The 24,025-nt window shown below is 60.0% G+C and carries 21 protein-coding genes and 2 riboswitches; of the genes, 16 read left to right on the forward strand and 5 right to left on the reverse strand.

The window, feature by feature from the left end:
* The first annotated feature begins 157 nt into the window (after nt 1-157).
* The 6 genes from GSQ77_RS00890 (at nt 158) to GSQ77_RS00915 (ending at nt 6,015) form a co-directional block, all read left to right on the forward strand.
* The gene (locus GSQ77_RS00890) at nt 158-1,591 is read left to right on the forward strand and encodes an NAD-dependent succinate-semialdehyde dehydrogenase (protein WP_158898088.1); all 1,434 of its coding nucleotides are present in this window, start codon (nt 158-160) and stop codon (nt 1,589-1,591) included.
* A 100-nt stretch (nt 1,592-1,691) separates the two neighbouring features.
* On the forward strand, nt 1,692-1,904 hold the full coding sequence (locus tag GSQ77_RS00895) for a VF530 family DNA-binding protein (RefSeq protein ID WP_158898090.1): 213 nt from the start codon (nt 1,692-1,694) through the stop codon (nt 1,902-1,904).
* Between the two features lie 112 nt (nt 1,905-2,016).
* Nucleotides 2,017-2,108, forward strand: a riboswitch (glycine riboswitch).
* A gap of 148 nt (nt 2,109-2,256) precedes the next feature.
* Nucleotides 2,257-3,489, forward strand: a complete 1,233-nt coding sequence (locus GSQ77_RS00900) for a D-amino acid dehydrogenase (RefSeq protein ID WP_158898092.1) — start codon at nt 2,257-2,259, stop codon at nt 3,487-3,489.
* Between the two features lie 13 nt (nt 3,490-3,502).
* Entirely contained in the window at nt 3,503-4,186 is a 684-nt protein-coding gene (gene alkB / locus GSQ77_RS00905) for a DNA oxidative demethylase AlkB (RefSeq protein WP_158898094.1), read from the forward strand.
* A gap of 277 nt (nt 4,187-4,463) precedes the next feature.
* Entirely contained in the window at nt 4,464-4,733 is a 270-nt protein-coding gene (locus tag GSQ77_RS00910; RefSeq protein WP_158898384.1) for a helix-turn-helix domain-containing protein, read from the forward strand.
* Nucleotides 4,723-6,015 (forward strand): HipA domain-containing protein, encoded by a 1,293-nt coding sequence (locus GSQ77_RS00915; RefSeq protein ID WP_158898096.1) that lies wholly within the window; start codon nt 4,723-4,725, stop codon nt 6,013-6,015. Before GSQ77_RS00910 ends, GSQ77_RS00915 begins: the two co-directional genes overlap by 11 nt.
* 41 nt (nt 6,016-6,056) lie before the next feature.
* Here GSQ77_RS00915 and GSQ77_RS00920 read toward each other — a convergent pair whose 3' ends face one another.
* The 3 genes from GSQ77_RS00920 to GSQ77_RS00930 all read right to left on the reverse strand — a co-directional run bounded on the left by GSQ77_RS00920 (nt 6,057) and on the right by GSQ77_RS00930 (nt 7,976).
* Nucleotides 6,057-6,695, reverse strand: a complete 639-nt coding sequence (locus GSQ77_RS00920; protein WP_158898098.1) for a LysE family translocator — start codon at nt 6,693-6,695, stop codon at nt 6,057-6,059.
* A 178-nt stretch (nt 6,696-6,873) separates the two neighbouring features.
* Nucleotides 6,874-7,398: a chromate transporter gene (locus GSQ77_RS00925; RefSeq protein WP_158898100.1), complete on the reverse strand. Its 525-nt coding sequence runs from the start codon at nt 7,396-7,398 to the stop codon at nt 6,874-6,876.
* Entirely contained in the window at nt 7,395-7,976 is a 582-nt protein-coding gene (locus tag GSQ77_RS00930; protein WP_158898102.1) for a chromate transporter, read from the reverse strand. Before GSQ77_RS00930 ends, GSQ77_RS00925 begins: the two co-directional genes overlap by 4 nt.
* Nucleotides 7,977-8,117: 141 nt before the next feature.
* Between GSQ77_RS00930 and GSQ77_RS00935 the strand changes: the two genes are divergently transcribed.
* The 3 genes from GSQ77_RS00935 to GSQ77_RS00945 all read left to right on the forward strand — a co-directional run bounded on the left by GSQ77_RS00935 (nt 8,118) and on the right by GSQ77_RS00945 (nt 11,548).
* The gene (locus tag GSQ77_RS00935; RefSeq protein WP_158898104.1) at nt 8,118-9,101 is read left to right on the forward strand and encodes a LysR family transcriptional regulator; all 984 of its coding nucleotides are present in this window, start codon (nt 8,118-8,120) and stop codon (nt 9,099-9,101) included.
* 154 nt (nt 9,102-9,255) lie between these two features.
* A complete protein-coding gene (mdtD, locus tag GSQ77_RS00940) occupies nt 9,256-10,659 on the forward strand; it encodes a multidrug transporter subunit MdtD (protein WP_158898106.1) in 1,404 nt (467 codons plus the stop codon).
* Between the two features lie 28 nt (nt 10,660-10,687).
* The gene (locus tag GSQ77_RS00945) at nt 10,688-11,548 is read left to right on the forward strand and encodes an alpha/beta fold hydrolase (protein ID WP_158898108.1); all 861 of its coding nucleotides are present in this window, start codon (nt 10,688-10,690) and stop codon (nt 11,546-11,548) included.
* 60 nt (nt 11,549-11,608) lie between these two features.
* On the opposite strand, the gene dapD is transcribed toward GSQ77_RS00945, so the two are convergent.
* A complete protein-coding gene (dapD, locus tag GSQ77_RS00950; protein ID WP_158898110.1) occupies nt 11,609-12,604 on the reverse strand; it encodes a 2,3,4,5-tetrahydropyridine-2,6-dicarboxylate N-succinyltransferase in 996 nt (331 codons plus the stop codon).
* A 328-nt stretch (nt 12,605-12,932) separates the two neighbouring features.
* A riboswitch (FMN riboswitch) is annotated at nt 12,933-13,083 on the forward strand.
* An 84-nt stretch (nt 13,084-13,167) separates the two neighbouring features.
* On the opposite strand from dapD, the gene GSQ77_RS00955 reads away from it, so the two are divergent.
* Nucleotides 13,168-13,668, forward strand: a complete 501-nt coding sequence (locus tag GSQ77_RS00955; protein ID WP_158898112.1) for a 6,7-dimethyl-8-ribityllumazine synthase — start codon at nt 13,168-13,170, stop codon at nt 13,666-13,668.
* A gap of 51 nt (nt 13,669-13,719) precedes the next feature.
* Here GSQ77_RS00955 and GSQ77_RS00960 read toward each other — a convergent pair whose 3' ends face one another.
* Complete coding sequence (locus GSQ77_RS00960; protein WP_254067397.1) at nt 13,720-14,640, reverse strand: IclR family transcriptional regulator C-terminal domain-containing protein; 921 nt, start codon at nt 14,638-14,640, stop codon at nt 13,720-13,722.
* Nucleotides 14,641-14,891: 251 nt separating this feature from the next.
* Here GSQ77_RS00960 and GSQ77_RS00965 point away from each other — a divergent pair, with 251 nt between their 5' ends.
* The 6 genes from GSQ77_RS00965 to GSQ77_RS00990 all read left to right on the forward strand — a co-directional run bounded on the left by GSQ77_RS00965 (nt 14,892) and on the right by GSQ77_RS00990 (nt 23,951).
* A complete protein-coding gene (locus GSQ77_RS00965; protein ID WP_158898114.1) occupies nt 14,892-15,560 on the forward strand; it encodes a 3-oxoacid CoA-transferase subunit A in 669 nt (222 codons plus the stop codon).
* A gap of 12 nt (nt 15,561-15,572) precedes the next feature.
* Nucleotides 15,573-16,214 (forward strand): 3-oxoacid CoA-transferase subunit B, encoded by a 642-nt coding sequence (locus GSQ77_RS00970; protein ID WP_158898116.1) that lies wholly within the window; start codon nt 15,573-15,575, stop codon nt 16,212-16,214.
* Between the two features lie 33 nt (nt 16,215-16,247).
* Nucleotides 16,248-17,453 (forward strand): 3-oxoadipyl-CoA thiolase, encoded by a 1,206-nt coding sequence (gene pcaF / locus GSQ77_RS00975; RefSeq protein WP_158898118.1) that lies wholly within the window; start codon nt 16,248-16,250, stop codon nt 17,451-17,453.
* 193 nt (nt 17,454-17,646) lie between these two features.
* Entirely contained in the window at nt 17,647-19,020 is a 1,374-nt protein-coding gene (locus GSQ77_RS00980) for a TIGR00366 family protein (RefSeq protein WP_158898388.1), read from the forward strand.
* 451 nt (nt 19,021-19,471) lie between these two features.
* Nucleotides 19,472-21,964, forward strand: coding sequence for a type VI secretion system Vgr family protein (locus tag GSQ77_RS00985; protein ID WP_158898120.1), 2,493 nt, complete (start codon nt 19,472-19,474; stop codon nt 21,962-21,964).
* A gap of 22 nt (nt 21,965-21,986) precedes the next feature.
* The gene (locus tag GSQ77_RS00990) at nt 21,987-23,951 is read left to right on the forward strand and encodes a DUF6396 domain-containing protein (protein WP_254067399.1); all 1,965 of its coding nucleotides are present in this window, start codon (nt 21,987-21,989) and stop codon (nt 23,949-23,951) included.
* Nucleotides 23,952-24,025: the final 74 nt, after the last annotated feature.

Raw genomic sequence — 24,025 nt, forward strand, 5'->3', positions numbered from 1 at the left:
CGAAATTCAATGACTCCCCGATTGCCGCAGTTCGAAATGAGAGCGCAGGGTCGAGTCGATCTGCCTTTTGCACAGCCGTGATGCCGATTTAGCGTTCAACAGGCGTGTCGATGTTAGCGCTATACAATGGCGGGGTAAAACCAACAAGGACACAACTATGTATTCTGACGTTAAGCTTTTCATCAACGGCGAATGGTCTGAAGGTTCCGAGGGCAAAAGCGAACCCATTTTCAACCCAGCGACGGGGCAGTCTATCGGCCGTCTCGCGCATGCCAGCCGGGCCGACCTCGACCACGCGCTCGCGGCCGCGCAAAAGGGCTTCGACACATGGCGCAAAGTGTCGGCCTTCGATCGTTACAAACTGCTGCGCAAAGCCGCGGACATCATCCGCAGCCGCGCCGACACGATCAGCCAGTTGATGACGCAAGAGCAGGGCAAGCCGCTGGCTGAAGCCCGCATGGAAACCGTGGCGGCTGGCGACATCATGGACTGGTTCGCCGAAGAAGCGCGCCGTACCTATGGCCGCATCGTGCCGGCACGCGCCGAAGGTGTGATGCAATTGGTGATCAAGGAGCCGGTGGGTCCGGTAGCCGCATTCACGCCGTGGAATTTCCCGATCAACCAGGCGGTGCGCAAGGTATCGGCCGCATTGGCTGCCGGATGCTCGGTGATTCTCAAGGGGCCCGAAGAAACGCCGGCCAGTTGCGCTGCGTTGATCCAGGCTTACGTCGACGCCGGGATTCCCGCTGGCGTCGTGGGTCTTGTATTTGGGGTGCCCTCCGAAATTTCCGAATACCTGATCCCGCATCCGGTGATCCGCAAGGTGACGTTCACCGGTTCCACGCCGGTGGGCAAGAAACTGGCGGCGCTGGCTGGCCTGCACATGAAGCGCATCACGATGGAACTCGGCGGCCACGCCCCGGCGATCGTGTTCGAAGACGCCGATGTGGATGCCGCGGTGAAGCAATTGGCTGCATCGAAATTTCGCAATGCCGGTCAAGTGTGCGTTTCGCCGACGCGCTTCCTGGTGCACGAATCGGTTTATGCGCGCTTTGTCGACGGCTTCGTCGCGGCAGCCAAGGCCATCAAGGTAGGCGACGGCACCGACGCGGGTACCCGGATGGGGCCGCTGGCCAACGGCCGCCGCGTCGAAGCGATGCAAATGCTGCTGGACGACGCCACCTCGCACGGCGCGAAAATCGCGACCGGCGGCAAGCGCATCGGCACGCAAGGCAACTTCTTCGAGCCGACCGTGCTGGTCGATGTGCCAAGCCAAGCACGCATCATGAGCGAAGAGCCGTTCGGCCCGATCGCACCTATCGTGCCGTTCTCCAGTTTCGATGAAGTGGTGCAAGAGGCGAATCGTTTGCCGTTCGGTTTGGCGGCGTATGCGTACACGCGGTCATTGAAAACGGCTAACGCGATCGGTTCGGCGTTCGAAAGCGGCATGGTCTCGATCAACCACTTGGGCTTGGCCTTACCGGAAGTGCCGTTTGGCGGCGTCAAGGATTCCGGTTATGGGTCTGAAGGCGGTTCGGAAGCTATCGAAGCGTATTTGAATACCAAGTTCGTGACGCAAGTCGGCTTCTAATACTCGATCTTTATTTTGCGGGTTGTATAGCCCCGCTTTAGCCGGGCAGCCGGTTGCCGGCTCGGGGCGCCCCGCGCATTATCGAGAACACACGCATTCTATGAGCCACCAAGACAACAATCCGTTGCACGGCGTCACCCTCGAGGCCATTCTCGTCAAACTGGTCGAACACTACGGATGGGACGGACTCGCTCGCAAGATCGATATACGCTGTTTCAAAAGCGACCCCAGCATCAAATCCAGCCTGACCTTCTTGCGCAAGACGCCCTGGGCCAGGGAAAGGGTCGAGCAATTGTTCGTCGCGCTAAAGTAAAAGCCGCGTTGCAACCTTCGGGGTGTTCAGCCCCTGTTCAGCCTCTGCTTGGTCCCGGTTTTACGCGGTGCTTGCGCATCTCTTTTTCCGCGTTTATGATCCACACGTTCTTACCGATATCGCGGGAGAGCCTGCGCTGACCAGCGCGGCGCCGATGGAGCAACCGCCCCGGAAACTCTCAGGCAAAAGGACCGCGATGTTAGAACATCTGGAGAGCGACGCGAGCTAGCGTCCACCGAAGGGGATTTCACGCTGAGCCTATAGCGTGGATGAAACTCTCAGGTACACAGACAGATGGGGCGTAGCAGCCGTTATCGGCTTTCTTACGTCACCTGTCTGGAGAATCAATCAAATGTCTCATATCGCCGTCATCGGCGCCGGAATCACCGGCGTCACCACTGCGCACGCCCTTATCGAGCGCGGCTTCCAAGTCACTGTGATCGATCGTCATCGTTATGCTGCGATGGAAACGTCGTTTGCCAACGGTGGGCAGCTATCGGCCAGCAATGCCGAAGTCTGGAACAGCGCCGCGACCGTAATGAAAGGATTGCGCTGGATGTTCACCCGCGACGCGCCTCTGCTGCTCAACCCGATACCCACCTGGCACAAGTATTCGTGGATGGCGGAATTCGTCAGCCAGATTCCGAACTACCGGGCCAACACGATAGAAACGACCCGGCTTGCCATCGAAGCGCGCAAGCATCTGTTCGCCATGGCCGAGCAGGAGAACGTGCAGTTCGACCTGGAACGCCGAGGGATACTGCATGTGTACCACGATAAGAAAAGTTTCGACGCCGCTGCGCAGGTCAACACGCTGCTGATGGCGGGAGGTCTGGAGCGCAGGGCAGTTACGCCGGAGGAAATCAAACAGATCGAACCGACCGTGCAAGGTTCGTTTTACGGCGGCTTTTTTACCCCGTCCGACTGTACCGGCGATATTCACAAATTCACGCGAGGCTTGGCGCAAGCGTGCCAGCGCCGCGGCGTCGACTTCCGGTTCGACACCGCCATCACGTCCATCACCCCGGTCGAGGGCAAATTCGACATCGCGCTTGTGCATCAGCCCGAGCAGGTGGAACACGTCAGTTCGACCGAGACCATCCGCTTTGATCGCGTGGTTGTGTGTGCCGGTGTCGGCAGTCGCGCGATCGCCGCGATGCTTGGCGATCGCGTTAATATCTATCCGGTAAAAGGATATTCGATTACGGTGTGCATGGACGATGCGCAGAGTCAGCAAGGCGCGCCGCGAGTGAGTCTGCTCGATGACGCGGCCAAGATCGTCACGAGCCGTCTGGGCAATGATCGCTTTCGCGTAGCGGGCACAGCCGAAATCAATGGGATCAACCGCGATATTCGAGCGGACCGGATCAAGCCGCTGGTTGACTGGACGCGACGCCATTTCGGCGCGATCGACACCGCGAAGGTCATTCCGTGGAGCGGCTTGCGGCCGATGTTGCCGAACATGTTGCCCAGGGTCAGCGCGGGGCGCCATCGCGGCGTGTACTACAACACGGGGCATGGCCACCTGGGTTGGACTTTGTCTGCCGCGACGGCCCAATTGGCGGCAGGATTGGTTGCTGCATGAGGGAGTTTGTGTAATGTCTGTGGAACCCGGTGCCGTCAGTGCCATCGCGCGAGGATTATTCGACGAGATAGAGCCGAACCGGCAATGGTGCGAAGCGCTGTGCCCAGGTGCGGTGGTGCTGCGTGGTTTTGCGGTGGCGAAGGAGAGGGCGCTGTTTGATGGGTTGGCTGCGATTATCGAGCAAGCGCCGTTTCGCAACATGGTCACACCGGGCGGGTTGCGTATGTCGGTGGCCATGACCAATTGCGGCGCGCTAGGTTGGGTGACGGATCGGGGCGGCTACCGTTACGACGCTTGCGATCCGCAGAGCGGCAGACCGTGGCCGGCCATCCCGGAAGTGTTTGCTGTCCTTGCGCGAGAGGCTGCCGCCGATGCCGGGTTTGCAGACTTTGCGCCCGACGCGTGCCTGGTCAATCGCTACGAACCGGGGGCGCGGATGTCCTTGCATCAGGACAAGGACGAACATGACTTCATGCAGCCCATCGTCTCGGTCTCGCTCGGCGTTCCTGCTGTGTTCCTGTTCGGAGGAATGCAACGTAGCGACAAGCCGATGCGCGTTGCGCTGACCCACGGCGACGTCGTGGTGTGGGGCGGTCCGGCGCGGTTGCGTTTCCACGGTGTCATGCCGCTAAAGCCGAATCAGCACGCAACGTTGGGCGACCAGCGCATCAACCTGACCTTTCGTAAAGCGGGCTAGCAGGGATGGGCGCGCTAGAAGGCGGTCCCGCACAAGCCGGCGCTGTTTTTTCACCGCATTGGCGCTGCGGCCGAACTCCGTATCCGCTTGGGTACGAAAACAATCTCACTGCAGTTTTTGAGCTCATTCGTACCTGGTCGGGTACGAATCGGGTTGAATCCCTGGATAAATCATCTCTTCGTACCCGATCCGGTACGAAACGTTACATGAAGTCCGTTTCGTGCGAAAATGGTACCGAGCGGGTACGAAGGAGCGAATTTTGGGCAATACGGGCGAAATGATTGGTTCCACTGCGGCATTAGCAACGTTGGTTCGTGCAGCCAGGTTGCAGCAAGGACTTACGAGGGACACTCTGGCCAATGCGACAGGGTTGTCCCCCAAGTTCATTTCACACGTGGAAGCTGGCAAGCCTACAGCGCAAATTGGAAAAGTGCTGCAGTTGCTGGCTGAACTCGGGGTGACCTTATGTGCGCACACCTCGATCGATATATCGCATAAAACGATTTTAGCTGCCACGCAACGACGTCGGTCGCCACATGGAAAATAGAAAACTTGTCGCGCTCGCGAACGGGCGGCGCGTGGGTACGTTATTCGATACAAATGGCATCTGGTCCTTCGTCTACGAGGAGGACTGGGTCAACATGGGCGAGGCATACCCTATTTCGCCAAAGATTCCTCTGGCAGCCGAAACGCTCATTGACGCTTCGAGCGAGCGGCCGGTCCAGTGGTTTTTCGACAACCTGCTGCCGGAAGAGGCCATGCGTGAGGTCATAGCTCGCGAAGCCAAGGTAGATACAAGCGACGCGTGGGGACTGCTCTCGTACTTTGGCCGCGAGACGGCCGGCGCGTTGACACTACTCGGTGAAGACGACATAGAGCCGGCAGGAGGCCGTCAGCCTCTTGCGTTGGAAGAACTCGAGGCGCGAATTCAGGCAATGCCAGAGCAGGCCCTCACTGCCAGGGCACCTAAACGCATGTCGGCAGCGGGGGCGCAACAAAAACTGCTGGTGATAATGGAAGGCGAACCGCCCGATTGCGCATTGTTTGAACCGGTGGGGAGCGAGCCTTCCATGCACCTGCTTAAGCCAGATCAACGGACGACCGCCTATCCTCACTCGGCTGTGAATGAGTTTTTCTGTATGCAGCTTGCGCAGAAGATGGGACTGAATGTTCCACGGACCTATTTTCTTCGCGCTCCCTCTGCCTGCTACCTCATCGAACGTTTCGATCGCGACAGCTCTACGCAACCTGCCACGCGTCTCCATACACTGGACGCGACTCAACTGCTGGGTATTTCACGTACCTACAAGTATCACGAAGCAAATGTCGAGTCATTGCGACGCTGCATAGCGCTGACAAGCACCAAGGCCGCGACACGGTTGGCCATTTTCAAATGGTCAGTATTCAACGTGCTCATTGGCAATGCCGATGCGCATCTTAAAAACATCTCTTTTTTCTCCACGAACCGCGGCTATCACCTCGCCCCGTTTTACGACATGGTAAGCACGGTCGCCTACAACAACCCAACTTATCAACCTTCGGGCGAACGGTGGCCCAATTGCGAACTGACAATACCCTTGGGGCACGCTAAATTCTTTAATGACGTTACCCGTGAGGAGGTGCTCTTGTTTGCTGAGCAGTTGGGGTTAAGACGCGCTGGGGCGGAGCATGAGCTTGACGGGTTCTTGATAGGCCTTGACGACAAGGTTCAAGAAGTGAGGGAGCGGGTCAACATGATTGTGACTCCAAATGCCGGCGAGCGTCGCTTGCTCACCGGTATTGAAGTTAAGCCGCTCCGAGAGATGGGCAGAAAGCTGAGCCGCGCCTAAGAGCACGCACAACGCGACGAGTAGACGAGCGCACCCTTGCTTTATATACCGACCCGATGCGCCCCAATGATCAACCTCAGGCCTAGCACGCCGATCGCGCCCGCGGCCACGCGATCCACCCACGTCTTCGCATTCAAATACAGCGCGCGCGGCCGGGCGCTTGAAAAGCACAGTGCCACCACGGTGTACCAACCCGCTTCGATCGCGAACACAGCCGGCGGCAACACAAAGTAACTCCAGACCGGCGGATGCTGGGGCAGCAGCGCGGCGAAAATACTGCCGTAGAAGATTGCCGTCTTCGGATTGCTCAACTGCGTGCTCAGTCCAACCCAGAAGCTCTTGGCTGCCTGTGGATTACGACCAGCGCCAGCCGCTTCGAAACTGAGCGGTTGCGCAGCACCACGCCAGATTTTGATGGCTATGTAGATCAGATACAGACCGCCAGCGATCTTGCATCCGGCGTACAGCCATCCAACCGCAGCCAACAGCGTGTACAGCCCCATCAAAGCAACGGCGCTGAAAAATACCCCACCGACGCCCATGCCTACGGCGCTCGCCAAACCATCGCGGCGCGACAAGGCAATTGAATTGCGAGCCACCACGACGAAGCTGGGCCCGGGGCTCATTGCGCCGATCAGAAGTGCGGCCAAGATCGCCGCCAACGCGGTAAATGGACTCATGCAGTGCTCCGGTGAAAAGGACAAAAAGGACGACAACTTCGGTGGGCGGATCGGCTACACGCTTGAATATACTGGGTGCGCTCTTTGTATCGAGCTGTTATAGATTCGCGTGCGGCATGTGCGCTACATCATAGCGCAGGCGCCGCGGCATGTCGTCTAACGCTGCCCCCCCAACCGTTCAACCTAGCCCGATCAAGCCGATCGCAGCACCGCCCGCCAGCAAGACCAACGGATGCAGCCGCGTCTTCCAGGAGAGCAACGCGCAGACGACGGTGATGGCCGCCATGGCGATGCTATGGTCGGACGCCTTGGCGATCAACAGCGCACTGGCGCTGACGAGGCCGACGGTGATCGGCACCAACCCGGCCTGCACGATAGGGCGCCATGGCGCGTCTTTGTAGCGTTTCCAGCCATGCAGCGCAATACCCGTCAGTATCGACGACGGCCCGAACTTTGCCAGCGACGTGACCAACACCCCGGCCCAACCGGCAACCCGCCACCCGACCAGCGTCACCACCATCATGTTCGGCCCGGGCGCGGCCTGCGCCAGCGCGAACATCGCGCTGAAGTCGCGCGCCGACATCCATTGGTGGATCTCCACCACTTGGCGCTGCATCTCCGGCAGGATGGTATTGCCACCACCAAACGCCAATAACGACAGCTCCGAGAAAATTCCGGCCAGCGCCATCAGAAGCGCGATCATGACCTGTATTTCCAGATGGCCAAGATGCTCAGCGGCGTGAGGATCAGCATAGTGGGCAGCAAAGGCAGGCGTAGCACCGCAATGGCACCAAAGCACAGCAGGGCAATCACGATGGAGATCGGTTTGCCGAGCAACGGCGCGGCAATTTTGAGCGCCGTCGCTGCAAGCAAGCCTGCCGCTGCTGCGGCCAAGCCGGCAAACACATGCTGCAGGGTGACGTTACTTTCGTAATGGCCATACACGATGGCTAGGCCGATCAAGATCAACGAAGGTCCTGCGATCAGGCCGATAATCGCGGCCAGGGCGCCGCGAATGCCGCGAAATTGCAGACCGACGGCGACCGATAAGTTGATGATGTTGCCGCCCGGCAAAAATTGGCACAGGCCGAGCAAATCGGTGAATTCCGCATCAGACAGCCAGCGACGTTTTTCGACGAGCATCCTGTGCGACATCGGCAGGACTCCGCCAAAACCCGTCAGACCGAGCGCAAGAAAGCCATTGAACAGCTGCAGCGCTGTCGGCGGCGGGTCGATTACACCCGCTGCACCCGCTTCGATCTCGCTTGCGCGCGATTGCATGATAAGGCTCCTGTATGACCGAATACGTGAAGCTTACCGATCTCGCATCGCAATGTAAAATATCTCAAACATTGCAAATGGATATGTAATAAGTATCCATTCGCATGCAATCTGATGCGCCATTTTCTGGAGGCAAGCCAAATGGAACTACGCCACCTGCGTTATTTCGTGGCCGTTGCGCAAGAACAGCACATGACGCGGGCCGCCGCTTGGCTGGGTATTCAGCAACCGCCCTTGAGCCAACAAATCAAGGCGCTGGAGGAGGAGCTGGGCGTGCAATTGTTCGAACGCTCGCCTCGCAAGATCCTGCTCAATGCCGCCGGCCGGATTTTTCTGCAAGACGCCCGTGCCTTGCTGGCCGACGCCGATGCGGCGGTACTGCGGGTCAAACAGGCGGCACGCGGCGAACTCGGGCGTATTGCGGTCGGCTATACCAATTCATCATCGCTGCACGCGTTGGCGCCACGTATCATCCGAGCGTTTCGCGCTGCTTATCCGCTGGTGACGCTGGCCATCGAGGAAAACCTGACCAACCCGTTGTTTGAAGCGCTCGCTGGCGGTCGGCTCGATATCGCCTTCGTGCGGGCTTCCTCCCTGCGTTATCCGGGCTTGCGCTCGATCGTGCTATGCCATGAACCGATGATCGTCGCATTGCCCATCGGGCATCCGCTGACCCATGTCTACCCCACGGACATTCCGTTGTCTGCCTTGTCCCAGGAGGATTTTGTTCTGTATCGGCGCGCCGACGGACCGGGTACGCTGGACGCTGTGATCGCGGCTTGCCAGCGCGCCGGCTTTAGCCCGCATGTGGTCGAGGAGGTGCCGCGATTGATGGGGGCGCTCACCCAGGTCGCGGCTGGCCGGGGCGTTACGCTGGTGCCCGAGACCATGAGTGCTTTACACACGGCCAGTGTGTCGTATCGCAGGCTCGATGCGCAATCGGCATTCGCGGTGCCGTTGAACCTGGCTTATCGCGAGCCGGGACAGAGCAATGCAGACGATCCGGTGAGCCATTTTATTGAGCTCTCAACCGAGCTGGCAACCCAGCAGGCAACCGAGCAGGCAAGCGCCTGCGCGCGGGGTGTAGCCACTTCGCAAGCAGCTCCCAACATGCCGGGGCCTTAGTCGCACGGCAACAGTGATCGCATTGCGGGCAACTTGCAGTACGCGCCCGCTTAGGGCACCCTTCGGCTGCTCGTCGGCGTGCGTCGAAGTAAAATCGGCACGTCGCCGTTACGGGAACGCACGACTTTCGAGCAGGAACGGGAAATTTTTTAGTATGAAAAACGATGTATCACTGACTGCGCTGCTGTGGATCGTCGCAGCCGGTTTCTTCATGCAGGCGCTGGATACCACCATCGTCAACACCGCATTGCCCTCGATGGCCTATAGCCTGCACGAGCGGCCGCTGGACATGCAGCCGGTGATCGTTGCGTACTCGCTGACCATGGCAATGCTGACGCCGGCCTCGGGTTGGCTCGCCGACCGTTTCGGCACGCGGCGCGTCTACTTCGTCGCGATTCTGATTTTTGCCATCGGTTCGCTGTTTTGCTCGCTCTCCCACACGCTGAACCAACTGGTTGCGGCGCGCGTGTTGCAGGGGGTTGGCGGCTCGATGTTGTTGCCGATTGGGCGGCTTGCGGTGCTGCGTACGTTTCCGAGTGCCCGATATCTATCCGCGATCGCGGTCGTGTCGATCGCGGGCCAGGTCGGGCCTCTGCTTGGCCCGGTATTGGGCGGATGGTTGGTCCAGGCCATTTCGTGGCACTGGATTTTCCTGATCAATTTGCCGATCGGTCTGGTCGGCTGCATAGCGGTGCTGGTTTTTCTGCCACGGACATTACCGCTGGATAGCCGGCCGCGTTTCGATATGACGGGCTTCGCGCTGCTGTCTGTTTGCATGGTCGCGTTTTCGCTGGCGCTCGATAGCGCCGGCGGCGCGAAGGCCTGGCATTGGATCGCCGGGTTGATGGCGCTCAGTGCCGTGGCAGGGTGGGCTTATGTGCCGCATGCCCGCCGCCATGCCAGCCCGCTGTTTCCGTTGTCGCTATTCGAGCGCCCGACCTTTCGCCAGGGGCTGATCGGCAACCTGATTGCCCGCGTCGGCGCCAGCGCCGTACCGTTCCTGATGCCGCTGTTGTTTCAGCTCGAGCTCGGTTATACGCCATTGCAATCGGGCATGATGATGCTGCCCGTTGCGATCGCCGGGGTCGCGTGCAAAGGCCTGGTTTCGCCGCTGGTGAAAACCTTTGGCTACTCCAAATTTTTGGTCGCCAACACCTTGCTGGTGGGTGGTTCGATCATGGCGTTCTCGGCTATCAAACAGAGCTGGCCGTTGTGGTTCACGATCTTGCAACTGGCGATATTCGGCGCGGGCAACTCGATGCAATATGCGGCCATGAACAGCGTAACGCTGAAAGACCTCAGCCGCGAGCAGGCCAGCAGCGGCAACGGTTTGTTTTCGATGGCGCAGATGCTGGCGATCGGCTTGGGCGTGACAGTAGGTGGCGCGCTGGTCAAATCGTTATCGGCGGCATGGTCGAATCCGATACTCGCGTTTCGGGTGACCTTTGTGTTGGTGGGCGTAGTGACGCTGGCGTCGTCGCTCGTGTTCTATTACATGAGAACTTCGTTGAAGAACACGGCGCGTGGGGTGAGCGTCGCGAGTCCGGTCGAGGAATAAACTCAAGGGTCCAATTTTGGCCGAATGCATGGAAATTTCCGACCCAGCCAAATTATTCGGCCTGCCGGCGCCGCTCGCGGCTCAACTGCAAGCTGGTTTAGCCGCCCCTTACCTCGACAGTGGCGACGGTGAGTTGCTGCTACTGGTGCATGGGTCCTTATGCGACTTTCGTTATTGGAAGCCGCAGCTCGCACCGTTTTCGACGTGCTATCGTTGCGTTGCGCCGAGCCTGGCTCATTACTGGCCAGGTGCGCAACCGGCCGAAAGTGAGAGCTTCAGCTGGAGTCGTCACGTCGATGAAATGGCCGAGTTGATCGCGCATCTTGATGCCGGGCCGGCCCATGTGGTTGGGCATTCGCGCGGCGGTTGCGTCGCGTTCCATCTGGCTGCGCGCTATCCCGATCTAGTACGCACGCTGACGCTGGCCGACCCCGGTGGCCCGCTGCAGCAGGGTGAGGCCACGGTCGCGCAACTCCCCGAGACATTGAATGCCCTGCGCGCGAAGGCCGCCGGGCTGATCACCGCGGGCGATATCGACACGGGGTTGGAGCTGTTCGTCGATTCCGTCAGCCGCCCCGGTTTCTGGAAAAAAAGCACCCACGAATTCCGCATGATGGCGACCGACAACGCACATACGTTGGCGCTGCAGTTTCGCGATCCGTTGCCGGCCTATTCGGCGCAGTTGGCCGCGACGATTCGTTGCCCGACCTTGCTGATCGATGGCGAGAAAAGTCCGCGCATGTTTCGCAAGAATACCGAGATGTTGGCGAGCTGGATTGCCGATGCGCGGCGCGAGACAGTGGCGGGCGCCTCGCACGGTATGAACGTTGCGCATCCGAGCGCGTTCAATCGGTATGTGCTTGGTTTCATCCAAGCCACGTCTGCTTGAGCATGGGCTCGACGGCCGCGAGCAGCGGCCGCCCAATCAATCGCCCGCGCTCAATCCCGCTCAGTTATGCGTGTGCAAAATCGGATTCAGGCCACCCCAAGCCTTGGTCCGCGCGATCGCCTCGACTGCGCCCGATTGCGAGTTGCGGCGGAATAACAGATCGGACTGACCCGATAGCGCACTGGCCTTGGCGACCTTGCCGTCCGGCAGCGTGACGCGTGTGCCGCCCGTGACATAGCAGCCGGCTTCGACCACACAGTCGTCGCCGAGCGAAATGCCGATACCCGAATTGGCGCCGAGCAAGCAGCGCTTGCCGACCGAAATCACCGTGGTGCCACCACCCGACAAGGTGCCCATGATCGAAGCGCCGCCGCCGATATCGCTATGGTCATCGACCACGACCCCCGCACTGATACGCCCTTCGACCATCGACGAGCCCAGTGTGCCCGCATTGAAATTGCAGAAGCCCTCGTGCATGACGGTCGTGCCCGCAGCCAGATGGGCGCCCAGGCGAACCCGGTCGACATCGGCGATGCGCACGCCGGCCGGCACCACGTAGTCGGTCATGCGCGGGAATTTGTCGACACTGCTGATCTCGAACGGGATGCGCTCGGCGCGGGCAAGCAGACGCAGTTGCTCGACATTCTCCACAGGGCACGGGCCCAGCGAGGTCCATGCCACATTGGCGAGCAGCCCGAACACACCGCTGAGGTTGGCTTCATGCGGCTTGATGATGCGGTGGCTGAGCAAATGCAGGCGCAGGTAGACGTCATGCGCATCGACCGGCGCTTGAGCCAGCGACGCAATTTCAGTGCGCACCGCGACCACCTCGACGCCGCGGCGCTCGTCTGGCCCCACGCATTTGGCTGCGGCGCCCAGCAGGCGCTGCGCTTCGTCGGCCGACAAGCGCTGGGTGCCGCTCGCCTTGGCCTGCTCAGCCTGTGCTGTCAATGCCGGTTGCGCAAACCAGGTGTCCAGGATCACGCCTTGCGGCGTTAGAGTGGCGAGGCCGACGGCCGCTGCGCCACTGGACTTGAATTGCTGTTCGTTTGCCATGCCGGATAACTCCCGTTCCCGCGAATCTCGCGTAGGTCTATGCGTAGATGACGCGTGGTAAATGTTGTGTAGGTAAATGCTGGTAATGCCGTGTTGCTAAAAAAATGTGACGCGTAAATGTGGCGCGGGTGAGTGCAGGTTGGGGTGCAGCTTGCTTGCGCAAACCGTGATTTTAACGCAGCTTCGATTCCAGGCGATACGGTGCCGTCGTCCGACGAACCGCGCGGGGCTGATCAACCCTCGAATTAAGCCCTACCCGCTGCCAGGGCATGCTTGCGGCATCTCGATATTGCTGATAATTTTCTTCCCGCGGCGATTCACCTCGTCGCAACGTTCTCAGGGCGGGGTGCGATTCCCCACCGGCGGTAATTGCGTCACGACGCATAGCCCGCGAGCGCTTGTGGCGGTATGCCGCAAGGTCAGCAGACCCGGTGTGATTCCGGGGCCGACGGTATAGTCCGGATAAAGAGAGAGCGGGACCTTCCGCAGGTGCTCGGGCCATTTGGGCCGAGGTGCTCGCGCGTCCCCATACGCCCTGTTTTTGCATTGAAAACAGGAGCTTCATGATGAACACCCAACGTCCCGAACATAACGGCCGCATCGCTTTTATCCAGGCTTGCTGGCACCGCGATATCGTCGACCAATGCCGGGATTCGTTCCTGGCCGAAATGGAACGCGCCGGCTATGCACGCTCGCAAATCGATCTGTTCGAAGTGCCGGGCGCATTCGAAATTCCCTTGCATGCCAAGTTGCTGGCCAAAAGCGGGCGCTATGCCGGCATCGTCGGCGCTGGCCTCGTGGTCGACGGCGGAATCTATCGCCATGACTTCGTCGCACAGTCGGTGGTCAGTGGCCTGATGCAGGTCCAACTGGAAACAGAAGTACCGGTGTTTTCGGCGGTGCTCACGCCGCATCATTTCCATGGGCATGAGGAACATCAACAGTTTTTCTCGCAACACTTTGTCGTCAAAGGTGCTGAGGTGGCACAGGCGTGCGTGAATACGATCGCCGCATTGCGCCAGCTCGCGGCACCCGAGCGTCGCGAAGCGCTCGCGTGCGTGTGAGCGTGGCGGCGCGTTGATCTGCGGTGTCGTGCCTCTTTATCCCACCGCTTCTTATCCCACCAACAACGTCAGTTCGCGCGCGGCGTCGTTCAACACGGGCAAAAAGCGCTCTGTCATGTCCTGTACCGACGCGCGTCCCGCGTGCGCGCCGACATTGATCGCCGCCACGGTTTTGCCGGATGAATCGATGATAGGCACCGCGATCGAGCGCAGCCCGATCTCCAGTTCCTGATCGATCACGGCATAGCCTTGCTCCCGCACTTTTTCAAGCTCGCGCCGCAACGCCGCGGGCGTTATCAGTGTGTTCGCGGTGTACTGAACGAGTTTGACGCGCGCCAGATGCGCGTCGATCGAGGCACGGTCGAGCTGGCTGAGCATGACGCGACCCATCGATGTGCAACTCGCGGGCAGGCGGCTGCCGATATCGAGGTCTATCGTCATGATGCGCGAGGTCGAGGCGCGTGCGATATAAAGGATGTCGTCACCGTCCAGCAGTGCAATCGAACACGATTCGCTCAATACGCTGCTCACGTGCCGCAGAACCGGCTGCGCCGCTTTGGCCAACGGCGTCGACGCCAGATAGGCATGCCCCAGCGACAGGATGCGTGGGCGCAGCACGAAGTTACGCGCGTCGTCGGCCGCGACAAAACCGAGCAGGCTCAAGGTATGAAGGCAGCGTCTGACTGCCGCGCGCGGGATCCCCGTTTTCTGGCTGATCTGCGAGATCGACAAGCTACGGCGCTGCGGACTGAACGCTTGAATTACCGCCAGACCGCGTGCGAGCGACGTCATGTAGTTCGGGTCGCTGACCGGAGCGCTTTCGTCGCTGGCTAGGCCAACGTCCGGCATCGCGCTGTCGTTCTGCCCGCTAAGGTCCTGCACGATTTCATCCCGATCGCTGGGCGCAGCGATCGATTGCGCAACGGGGTTTGGGGCGTCCGTACGCCTTATGCGCGGCTTTGCGGTGGACATGCGCGGCTCCTCTTTTTGAACCGGGTTGTTCCGGTTTTTGTTCCAGGTTTGTTCGATCACCGCACGCAATTTGCGCGCACCGGATTGACCTTGTATCGGTTCTTATCTTAAATTGACCGTGCGTTGATCGGATGAATGTTCGTTTATCGCACAACGCAATAGTATCGCTTTGCAGTGGTTTGTCCAGCCACGCGTTGCACGGTGCTTGCGTTTGCCCTCTGCGCACCCTGCTCAATTGGAAAGAGAGAACCATGATCGATAAAACCGTTGCTTCGCTGGAGGCGGCCGTCAGCGTTATTCAAGACGGCGCCACTGTGATGATTGGCGGGTTCGGTACCGCCGGCATGCCTTCTGAACTCATCGATGCGCTGATTGCGCACGGCGCCCGCGACCTGACCATCGTCAACAACAACGCCGGTAACGGCGAGGTAGGTTTGGCTGCGCTGCTGAAGGCCAAACGGGTACGCAAAATCATCTGTTCGTTTCCTCGCCAGTCCGACTCGCAGGTTTTCGACGCACTGTATCGAGCCGGCGAACTCGAACTCGAACTGGTGCCCCAAGGCAATCTGGCGGCGCGCATCGAGGCTGCCGGCGCCGGGCTGGGCGCGATCTTCACGCCGACCGGCTACGGCACCTTGCTGGCCGAGGGCAAAGAGACTCGTGAAATCAATGGCCGCCATTACGTGCTCGAGTACCCGATCACAGCCGATTTCGCGCTGATCAAAGCCGAGCGCGGGGACCGCTGGGGCAATCTGGTGTACCGCAAGGCCGCCCGCAACTTCGGGCCGATCATGGCGGCGGCTGCGCGCTGCACCATCGCTCAGGTACGCCAAATCGTGGCCCTCGGCGAGCTGGACCCCGAGACGATCATTACCCCGGGCATCTTCGTCCAGCGCGTCGTGCAAACCACTCCGGCCTGAGAGAGAACCGCTATGAACCGACTGAACCGCGATCAAATGGCTGCCCGTGTAGCCCGCGATATCCCTGAAGGGGCTTACGTCAACCTGGGGATCGGTCTGCCCACCCGGGTGGCCAACTACTTGCCGCAGGAGCGGGAAATCTTCCTGCACAGCGAGAACGGCCTGCTGGGCATGGGGCCAGCGCCCGCCCCGGGCGAGGAAGATCCCGAGTTGATCAACGCCGGCAAGGAGCCGGTCACGCTGCTCCCGGGCGGCAGCTTTTTTCACCACGGCGATTCGTTTGCGATGATGCGCGGCGGTCACCTCGATATCTGCGTGCTCGGCGCGTTTCAGGTATCGCGGCGTGGCGATCTGGCGAACTGGCATACCGGTGCGCCGGGTGCCATCCCCGCCGTTGGTGGTGCGATGGATCTGGCAATCGGCGCCAAGCAAGTATTCGTGATGATGGAGTTGCTCACCAAGTCCGGGGAATCCAAGCTGGTCGAGCAATGTGCTTACCCGCTTACCGGGATTGCCTGCGTCGATCGTGTTTATACCGATCTGGCCATCATCGACATCACGCCCGAGGGTTTGCTCGTGCGTGAGATGGTCGATGGGTTGGACTTTGAAGAACTGCAGCGCCTGGCGGGTTTGCCGCTCGTGCAGTCCGCCTAAGGGAACATGCAAGGAAGCACCAAAGGAAATACCATGGAACACGCTTTTATTTGCGACGCGGTTCGCACCCCGTTCGGCCGCTATGGCGGCGCCCTGGCTAGCGTGCGCGCCGACGATCTGGCGGCGCTGCCGATCAAGGCGCTGATGGAGCGTCATCCCTCGCTGGACTGGGCGGCGGTCGAAGACGTGATTTACGGTTGCGCCAACCAGGCCGGGGAAGACAATCGCAACGTCGCGCGCATGGCCGGCCTGTTGGCCGGCTTGCCGGTGGAAGTGCCGGGCAGTACGGTGAACCGCCTGTGCGGCTCCAGCATGGACGCGATCGGCACGGCTGCGCGTGCGATCAAAGCGGGCGAAGCCGGGTTGCTGATTGCCGGCGGCGTGGAAAGCATGTCGCGCGCGCCTTTCGTGGTCGGCAAGGCGGATACGGCGTTTTCGCGGTCGATGAAGATGGAGGACACCACGCTCGGGTGGCGCTTTATCAACCCTCGGCTCAAAGGGCAGTACGGCGTCGATACGATGCCCGAGACCGGTGAAAACGTGGCGGACCAATTCGGCGTCTCGCGTGCTGATCAGGACGCCTTTGCGTTGCGCAGCCAGCAACGCGCGGCGGCGGCGCAGCAGGCTGGGCGCTTCGACGATGAGATCGTACCGGTTAGCCTGCCGCAGAAAAAAGGCGATCCGAAGATCGTCGCCGTGGATGAACATCCGCGTGCCGATACCACGCTCGAAGCATTGGCGCGCTTGAAAGGCGTGGTACGTCCCGACGGCACGGTAACGGCCGGCAATGCTTCGGGCGTGAACGATGGCGCATGCGCGGTGTTGCTCGCCAACGAAGCGACCGCTGCCCGCTTGGGCTTAACGCCGCGAGCGCGTGTGGTGGCGATGGCCACCGCCGGTATCGCACCGCGTATCATGGGTTTTGCTCCGGCGTATGCGATTCGCAAGGTGCTGGCGTTGGCAGGCCTGACGATGGCCGATATCGATGTGGTCGAATTGAACGAGGCATTCGCATCGCAGGCTCTGGCTGTGTTGCGCGATGTCGGTTTGCCCGACGACGCAGCCCATGTGAACCCCAATGGCGGCGCGATCGCGATCGGTCATCCGTTGGGCGCGAGCGGCGCGCGTCTGGTCACCACCGCGGCCTATCAACTGGCTCGTACCGGTGGTCGCTATGCCTTGTGCACGATGTGTATCGGCGTGGGGCAGGGTATCGCGCTGATTATCGAGCGGGTTTAAGGATCAGGCATATGCATCCGGCATAGACCGTCGGAATCAGCCGCCAGGTTCGATACCTGGATCTGAATCGGGAGCAGGCGGCGCGCGAGATCGTTCTCGCGCGGCCGCCACGGCAAGACAGAAAAGCAGGTGCAAAATATTAATGCGAGCGTCGACACCGCTCGCAATATAAAGGAACGAGACAGTGGACAAGATACATAGAGAACCGGTGCCTGCAGGCGCCGCTGCACCGCGCCGAGGTTTGGTCACGGGGTTGGTTTACACGTTCGAACAAATCATGCCGGACCCCTTCGTTTTGTCGATCGGGCTCACGCTGGTGGTCGCGTTGGTGGCGGCAGGCTTTGCACCGCATGGCTCGATACCGAACATCCTCACCGCCTGGTACAACGGCACCTTCAACATCCTCGGCTTCGCGCTGCAGATGATCCTGATCCTCGCCACCGGCTATGCCATTGCCGATGCACCTGTGGTGCAGGGCGGCTTGCGTGCGCTGGCGGCGCGCGTGCACACGCCCACGCGTGCGGCGCTGCTGGTGTTTCCGGTGGTGGCGATCGCCGCCTGGTTGAACTGGGGGCTGGGGCTGGTGGTCGGCGCTTTGCTGGCGCGAGAAATCGCCCGGCGCGTCAAAGTGGATTTCGCGTGGCTGGTGGCCGGAAGCTATTCGGCGTGGTCGGTCTGCAATAGCGGCCTGTCGAGCTCGATCGCGCTGTCGCAGGCGTCGCACGGCAATGCGTTGAATCTGGTCGAGAAAGCGACCGGCAATGTGATCGGTTTGAATGAGACCGTTTTCGCGCCGTTTGTCCTCATTCCTACCGTGCTGGTCGTCGTAGTGATGATGGTGATCTTCATCTGGATGCACCCCAAGCCCGAGCATGTTGTTGCATTTACGCAAGCCGAGGAGGGCGCGTTGCAGGATTCGCACGCGCGGCAGGCAACGCCGAACTCGTTCGCGTCGCGCGTGGAACGTTCGATGCTGGGCACTTTGTTCTTGTTGGCATTGGGCGTGGGTTATCTGTGGGTGACGTGGTCCAGCAAGGGCTTCGAGCTCGACATCAATACGACGATCCTGATCTTCCTGCTGATCGGCCTGGCCTTGCAACGTACGCCGATTGCTTATGCCGACGCGATACGCGGGGCGGCTCGGCAAACCGGCTCGATGCTGCTGCAATATCCTGTGTATGGGGGGATCATGGGCATCATGATCGGCACGGGACTGGCGTCCGTTATTGCCAAGGCGTTCGTCGCGATTGCCACGCCAGCCACGTTGCCGGTATGGAGTTATTTGAGCTCGCTGATCATCACGTTGCTGATCCCCAGTGCGGGCGGCCATTGGGCTGTGCAGGGCCCGTTCGTGTTGCCCGCTGCGCTTAGCCTGCATGCTTCGGTGCCGCATACCGCCATGGGTGTGGCGATGGCGGAGAACGTGTCGAATATGCTGCAGCCGTTCTGGGCGGTGCCGGTGGTCGCGATCGCCGGGATACGCATCCAGCGCGTGATGGGTTACACGGCGGTTACGTTCGCTGTCTCGCTCGTGATTTATGCGGCGGCGCTCTGGCTGATTCCTTGAACGAGGCGACGGGTTTTTCCTGCCCTGAGCGGGAATGGTTAAGAGAAAAAAATCGCTAATGTGAAGTGCACCTCAGAGATTGGACACCCGTCCAATCTCTTTTTTTATGACGAAGTGCCAGTGAGTATCTGAAACTTGAAGTCGTCGCAAATCCTTGCGAGTACCTCCGACTTTTTCAGTCTTCCACCTCGCTCCCACAGCATGTCGATCTTCCTGAGATACGTGACAACGCGCTCGGTCGAACTGTAAGCGATCGAATGTCGGTCGCGGTCAACGCTCTCGACTTTCGCTGAAAACGAGTCTTCCAAATTTTCGCAAATGCGCCGATATCGTCTCGATATTGCTCCGCGTTTCGCCACGATCCGCATCCCAATTTATTTGAAGAATATCGCTTATCCTCGCGGACGCGCCGTGTTAGCGGGCGTCTCTTCGACTAGGGAAAAATTCATTTATGAAATCGATGGTGTTGCCGTCCCAGGCATATGAGTTAAAGCTCGCGCCGCATCCGGCGCCGTTCTCGGTGCTCAAATTTGCGGGCCTTGATGCGGTCAGCGAGCTATATCGGTACGAGGTCGAATTCACGAGTCCCGTTGCCCATATCCCGACGGAGAAAGTGCTCGGGCGGCCCGCGAGATTCATCATCGACACCATTGATCCGAACGCTGAGTATCTGCGTCATATGTTTGGCGAGAATGCAGAAAAGTTCAGCGACATGCCGCCAGCGCGCACGATACATGGCGTTGTCACCGAGTTCGTCCAGTTCGAGACGTCGGCGGATCAGACACGCTACAAGTTGGTGATTGAGCCGCGCACGGCCGATCTCGCGCGCGGCAAGAAGAGCCGGCTGTTTCAGAAGCAATCGGTACAGGAAATCATCACGCAGACGCTGAACCACTACGGCTACGGCGACGGTGTTGACTTCAAGTTCCAGTTGCGCGCGCAGTACAAGCGTCACGAATACATCACGCAATACCATGAGAGCACGTTCGCGTTTATCCAACGCATCGCGGCGGACGAAGGCATCTGGTTTCGCTTCGAGCAGGTGAAGAATCGAGAAGTCATCATTTTCGGTGACGACCTCGATGCGTATGCACGCAACCAGAGAACGGTGCCGCTGCGACGCGAGTCGGGTCTGGAGAGCGCAGGCGCTCAGGCCATCAAGTCGCTTGAGTGTCGCATGCAGCGCGTGCCGGAATCGGTTCAGTTGAACGATTACAACCATCGACAGGCAAACGTGCCTCTGCTCGTCGAGGCAAACGCCGCGCGCAACGACACGACCACGAATGGTGTGGACTCTCGCTGGGGCGAACACTACGCGACACCGGAAGAAGGGCAACGCATTGCACAGTTACGCCATGAAGCTCATCTAGCCCAGCAGACGACCTTCAAGGGCGAAGGCAACGCGTTTGCTCTGGAGGTCGGCGAAGTATTGAAAATCGATCCCAACCCTGCGTACGCACCACACGGTTTGTTCATCCTATCGGTCGAGTCGAGTGGTGGCCGCCGCCAAGCGTACTGGAATACCTTCACGGCGATTCCGTCGGACCGCGTCTGGCGCACACCCATCGATCCGGAGGCGCAGCCGGTGATTAAAGGTCTCCTGCCGGCACGCATCACCTCGCCCGGCGACTATTCCCGTGCCTACCTGACCCCGGAAGGCTGGTACGTGATCAAGCTACCGTTCGATCTGGATGCCTGGAGCCCGGGTGGTACAAGCCGGCCCGTGCGGCGCTCAAAGCCCTTCAGCGGCGACAACTATGGTCATCACTTCCCACTGATCGATGGCGCGGAGGTCGCGATCGCTTTTACGCTGGGGGATCCCAATCGGCCCATCATTGTCGGCGCATTGCACGATAGCTTGCATCCGGATCTGGTCAACACCTTCAACCACACCCGCAACCTTATCCGCACGGTCGCGCAGAACGAACTGCGGATGGAGGACCGAGACGGCTTAGAGCATATCCGGCTGACAACACCGTTTCAGACCAGCGAGTTGAGTCTCGGGCACATGGTCGACGGCAACAGCAAAGAGCGCGGGCAAGGGGCTGAACTGCGCACCGACGAGCACCTTGCGATGCGCAGCGGCAAGGGCATCCTGATCTCAGCCGATGCGCAGCCTGGGGCCAATGGCAAACAAATGGACATGGAGTCCACGCGCAAATTGCTTGAACAGGCCTTGGAACAGATGGAGGAACTTGCCGCCGCAGCGAAATCGGCGCGAGCAGGCGTCGCTGATCTTGCCGCGCAACGGGAGGTGCTGGACAACGTCCTCAAGAGGTTCGAGTACCCGGCCGTGGTGATGAGTGCGCCGGACGGCATTGGTCTGGTGTCAGGGGACCATCTGCAGCTGTCGGCCGGCAAGAACTTGATTGCTAACGCAGGGGGCAGTGCGGACATCGGCGTGCAGAATAATTTCACGGTCGCGGCGGGTGAGGCCATCTCGCTCTTCGCGCAGAAGGGGGGCATGAAACTCTTTGCCGCGAGGGGCAAGGTAGAAGTCCAGGCGCAACGCGGTGAGATGACGCTTGCGGCGCTCAAGGACTTCACGATCACCAGTTCTGCAGACAGGATTGTCCTGACGGCAGCTAAGGAAGTCTGGATCGGCGCGGGCGGGTCGTATATCAGGATCAGCGCCAACGGAATTGAATACTGTACGCCGGGCGATATCTACGAGCGGTGTGCGTATTGGGGGTTGGAGCCAGCGGCATCCAGCCCTGTCCACAAACAGGCGCTGGCGAACGCTTTGCCCACGCAGCATGTGATGCTCGATGCTGCGGCTGCGCCGGCTTCGCTGGGCAGCATACCGAAAGGCATGCCCTACAAGCTCTTCGCGGATGGTGTGTTGGTTAAGCAAGGTGTGATCGACGCAAGCGGCCAAATTCCGGTCGACCACCACGTCACCACCAAGAAATACACACTGGCGCTGGCAGGCGGCGCCACGTAGCGAAATGCTGCGGCAAGCAGACATGAGCGTCGTGCGTACCAAGTTTGCCTTCCCATGCAGACGTGAATCGGATCATCTGCCGGCACTCGATCCGGAGGCCGATCAGTTGTTCAAGTATGGCCGTTACCTGCAAAAACTGGACGGACCGAACGACTCTGACGAGGTTGCGCGCTACTACCGGATTGCTGCCGCCCACGGTCACTACAAGGCCAACCACAACCTGCAATCGATGTTGGCGGATGGGCTTGCATCGCCCAACCGTAGTGAGGAAATCATTGATCTGATCGGGCAATCGGTCAGGCAAGATGTGCCAACCGGATACTACGACATGGGCTACTCCCTGCTCTATGGCTATGGAATGAAGCAGGATGACAGCAACGCGCTCCGCTATCTCCGTAAAGCCGCCGATATGGGTAACTCGGATGCACAAAACTATGTGGGCGATTTGCTCATTAAGGCGGAACGCGAGATCGGCAAGCAGATGCTTGCGTGTGCGATGGAACAAGGCAACGGGGACGCCGCTAACAACTTGGCGGAGTACTACGCGGTGAATGAAAACGTCACCGCCGCCGTCAGCGCTCACCAAAAGGGAGTGCAAGGCGGCAATGCAGATTCGGCTTTTATTCTTGAGAGTGGGTTCAAAGGACTCCTATCGCCAGGCAACGTGGACTACTTTGCGCTACCCAACGACCCAGAACGCGCACGCCGATACGAGCTGATCAGGTCTTTCATTGACAACAACAAAGGTCGCAATCCGAAGGTGCCGGATATTGACCAGATCGTGCCACTGCCACCGGCGAAGCTACCCGCCTGGGATGGCACGTTCCAGTGGCAGAAGGAGCAGGATGCGGCTCCGCCGCAAAAACCCTCTGACAAACTGATCGAGCGTCTGAGCAAGGATAAAGACCTCGACCCGGCGACCGGTTTGCCACTGACTGCCTCAACAACCCAAAGCGCCCAGACTGCCCGACGTCGCCTGGAGGCGTGGTCTCAAGCTGACATGAGCGCGGTGCGCGTCAGTTTCCCTTTCACGTGCACGCATGAAGCCGATCGTCTGCCGCCGCTGGACGTACAGGCCGACGAGCTTTTTGAGTATGGCCATTATCTGGAAGGGCTGGACGGACCGAAGGATTTGAGTGCCATCGCCCGTTACTATCGGATCGCGGCTGCACATGGCCACTACAAGGCCATGCACAATCTGCAGCGGCTAGTGTGGAAAGATTCCGCCTCGTCGCCCACCCCTGCTCGGGAAACCATCGATCTGGTTGGGCGGTTGATGAACGCTGGTGTGCCGGACGGTTACATCGACATGAGCGGTTACCTCGATCTTGACTATAGTGTGCAGCCGGACAAATACAAGGCGCTGCGCTATTTGCGCAAGGCCGCTGATCTGGGCAGCCCCGAGGCGCAGGTTGAAGTCGGCGACATTTTAGAACCCGTGGAGAACGCGCCAGAGATTGCGGAGCAGATGTACCGGTGCTCAGCCGACGAGGGCTATGCTCGCGGCGCTAGCAGATTGGGCATTTATTTCGCGAAGAAGAGACGCTATCCCGAAGCAATCGAGGCCTTCCAGAAGGGGGTGGAGGCTGGCAGTATGATCTCGGCAATGGTGTTTGAGTCTGGGTTCGGAGAGAGGGTGTCGCGCGACGACATGGAGTACGTGGGGCTCCCCGGCGATCCCGAGCGCGCACGCCGTTACCGTGCAATTGCGGAGTTTATGCGCGTCAACGACGGTCACAATCCGAAAGTGCCTGACATCGACCAGATCGTGCCCCTGCCGCCGGCGCAGTTGCCACCATGGGACGGCACGTTCCAATGGCAGAGGGAGCAGAATGCAACAGTTCCTCCGCAGAAGCCTTCGGATGAGCTGATCGAGCGTCTGAGCAAAGACAAAAATCTCGACCCGGCAACCGGTCTGCCGATGACCGGCTCCGCGAGCAAAGGCGCCGAAACTGACCAACCGGCCAACGCCACCGGACGGTTGTAGCCTAGCACCGCGATGCAACGCAGTGCGAACGTCTCAATCTCAAATTAAAAGGGCTGAGTCCTATGCAATACAGG

Source organism: Burkholderia sp. L27(2015) (assembly GCF_009765705.1).
Taxonomy (GTDB): Bacteria; Pseudomonadota; Gammaproteobacteria; order Burkholderiales; family Burkholderiaceae; genus LMUX01.

What these genes read in the sequence shown, in the direction of transcription:
- GSQ77_RS00910 (WP_158898384.1), top strand. Translation starts at nt 4,464, where the DNA reads ATGATTGGTTCCACTGCGGCATTAGCAACGTTGGTTCGTGCAGCCAGG.
- GSQ77_RS00990 (WP_254067399.1), top strand. Translation starts at nt 21,987, where the DNA reads ATGAGCGTCGTGCGTACCAAGTTTGCCTTCCCATGCAGACGTGAATCG.
- GSQ77_RS00955 (WP_158898112.1), top strand. Translation starts at nt 13,168, where the DNA reads ATGATGAACACCCAACGTCCCGAACATAACGGCCGCATCGCTTTTATC.
- GSQ77_RS00930 (WP_158898102.1), bottom strand. Translation starts at nt 7,976, where the DNA reads ATGCAATCGCGCGCAAGCGAGATCGAAGCGGGTGCAGCGGGTGTAATC.
- mdtD (WP_158898106.1), top strand. Translation starts at nt 9,256, where the DNA reads ATGAAAAACGATGTATCACTGACTGCGCTGCTGTGGATCGTCGCAGCC.
- alkB (WP_158898094.1), top strand. Translation starts at nt 3,503, where the DNA reads ATGTCTGTGGAACCCGGTGCCGTCAGTGCCATCGCGCGAGGATTATTC.
- pcaF (WP_158898118.1), top strand. Translation starts at nt 16,248, where the DNA reads ATGGAACACGCTTTTATTTGCGACGCGGTTCGCACCCCGTTCGGCCGC.
- GSQ77_RS00920 (WP_158898098.1), bottom strand. Translation starts at nt 6,695, where the DNA reads ATGAGTCCATTTACCGCGTTGGCGGCGATCTTGGCCGCACTTCTGATC.
- GSQ77_RS00915 (WP_158898096.1), top strand. Translation starts at nt 4,723, where the DNA reads ATGGAAAATAGAAAACTTGTCGCGCTCGCGAACGGGCGGCGCGTGGGT.
- GSQ77_RS00935 (WP_158898104.1), top strand. Translation starts at nt 8,118, where the DNA reads ATGGAACTACGCCACCTGCGTTATTTCGTGGCCGTTGCGCAAGAACAG.
- GSQ77_RS00890 (WP_158898088.1), top strand. Translation starts at nt 158, where the DNA reads ATGTATTCTGACGTTAAGCTTTTCATCAACGGCGAATGGTCTGAAGGT.
- GSQ77_RS00985 (WP_158898120.1), top strand. Translation starts at nt 19,472, where the DNA reads ATGAAATCGATGGTGTTGCCGTCCCAGGCATATGAGTTAAAGCTCGCG.
- GSQ77_RS00965 (WP_158898114.1), top strand. Translation starts at nt 14,892, where the DNA reads ATGATCGATAAAACCGTTGCTTCGCTGGAGGCGGCCGTCAGCGTTATT.
- GSQ77_RS00970 (WP_158898116.1), top strand. Translation starts at nt 15,573, where the DNA reads ATGAACCGACTGAACCGCGATCAAATGGCTGCCCGTGTAGCCCGCGAT.
- GSQ77_RS00945 (WP_158898108.1), top strand. Translation starts at nt 10,688, where the DNA reads ATGGAAATTTCCGACCCAGCCAAATTATTCGGCCTGCCGGCGCCGCTC.
- GSQ77_RS00960 (WP_254067397.1), bottom strand. Translation starts at nt 14,640, where the DNA reads ATGTCCACCGCAAAGCCGCGCATAAGGCGTACGGACGCCCCAAACCCC.
- GSQ77_RS00925 (WP_158898100.1), bottom strand. Translation starts at nt 7,398, where the DNA reads ATGATCGCGCTTCTGATGGCGCTGGCCGGAATTTTCTCGGAGCTGTCG.
- GSQ77_RS00895 (WP_158898090.1), top strand. Translation starts at nt 1,692, where the DNA reads ATGAGCCACCAAGACAACAATCCGTTGCACGGCGTCACCCTCGAGGCC.
- GSQ77_RS00900 (WP_158898092.1), top strand. Translation starts at nt 2,257, where the DNA reads ATGTCTCATATCGCCGTCATCGGCGCCGGAATCACCGGCGTCACCACT.
- dapD (WP_158898110.1), bottom strand. Translation starts at nt 12,604, where the DNA reads ATGGCAAACGAACAGCAATTCAAGTCCAGTGGCGCAGCGGCCGTCGGC.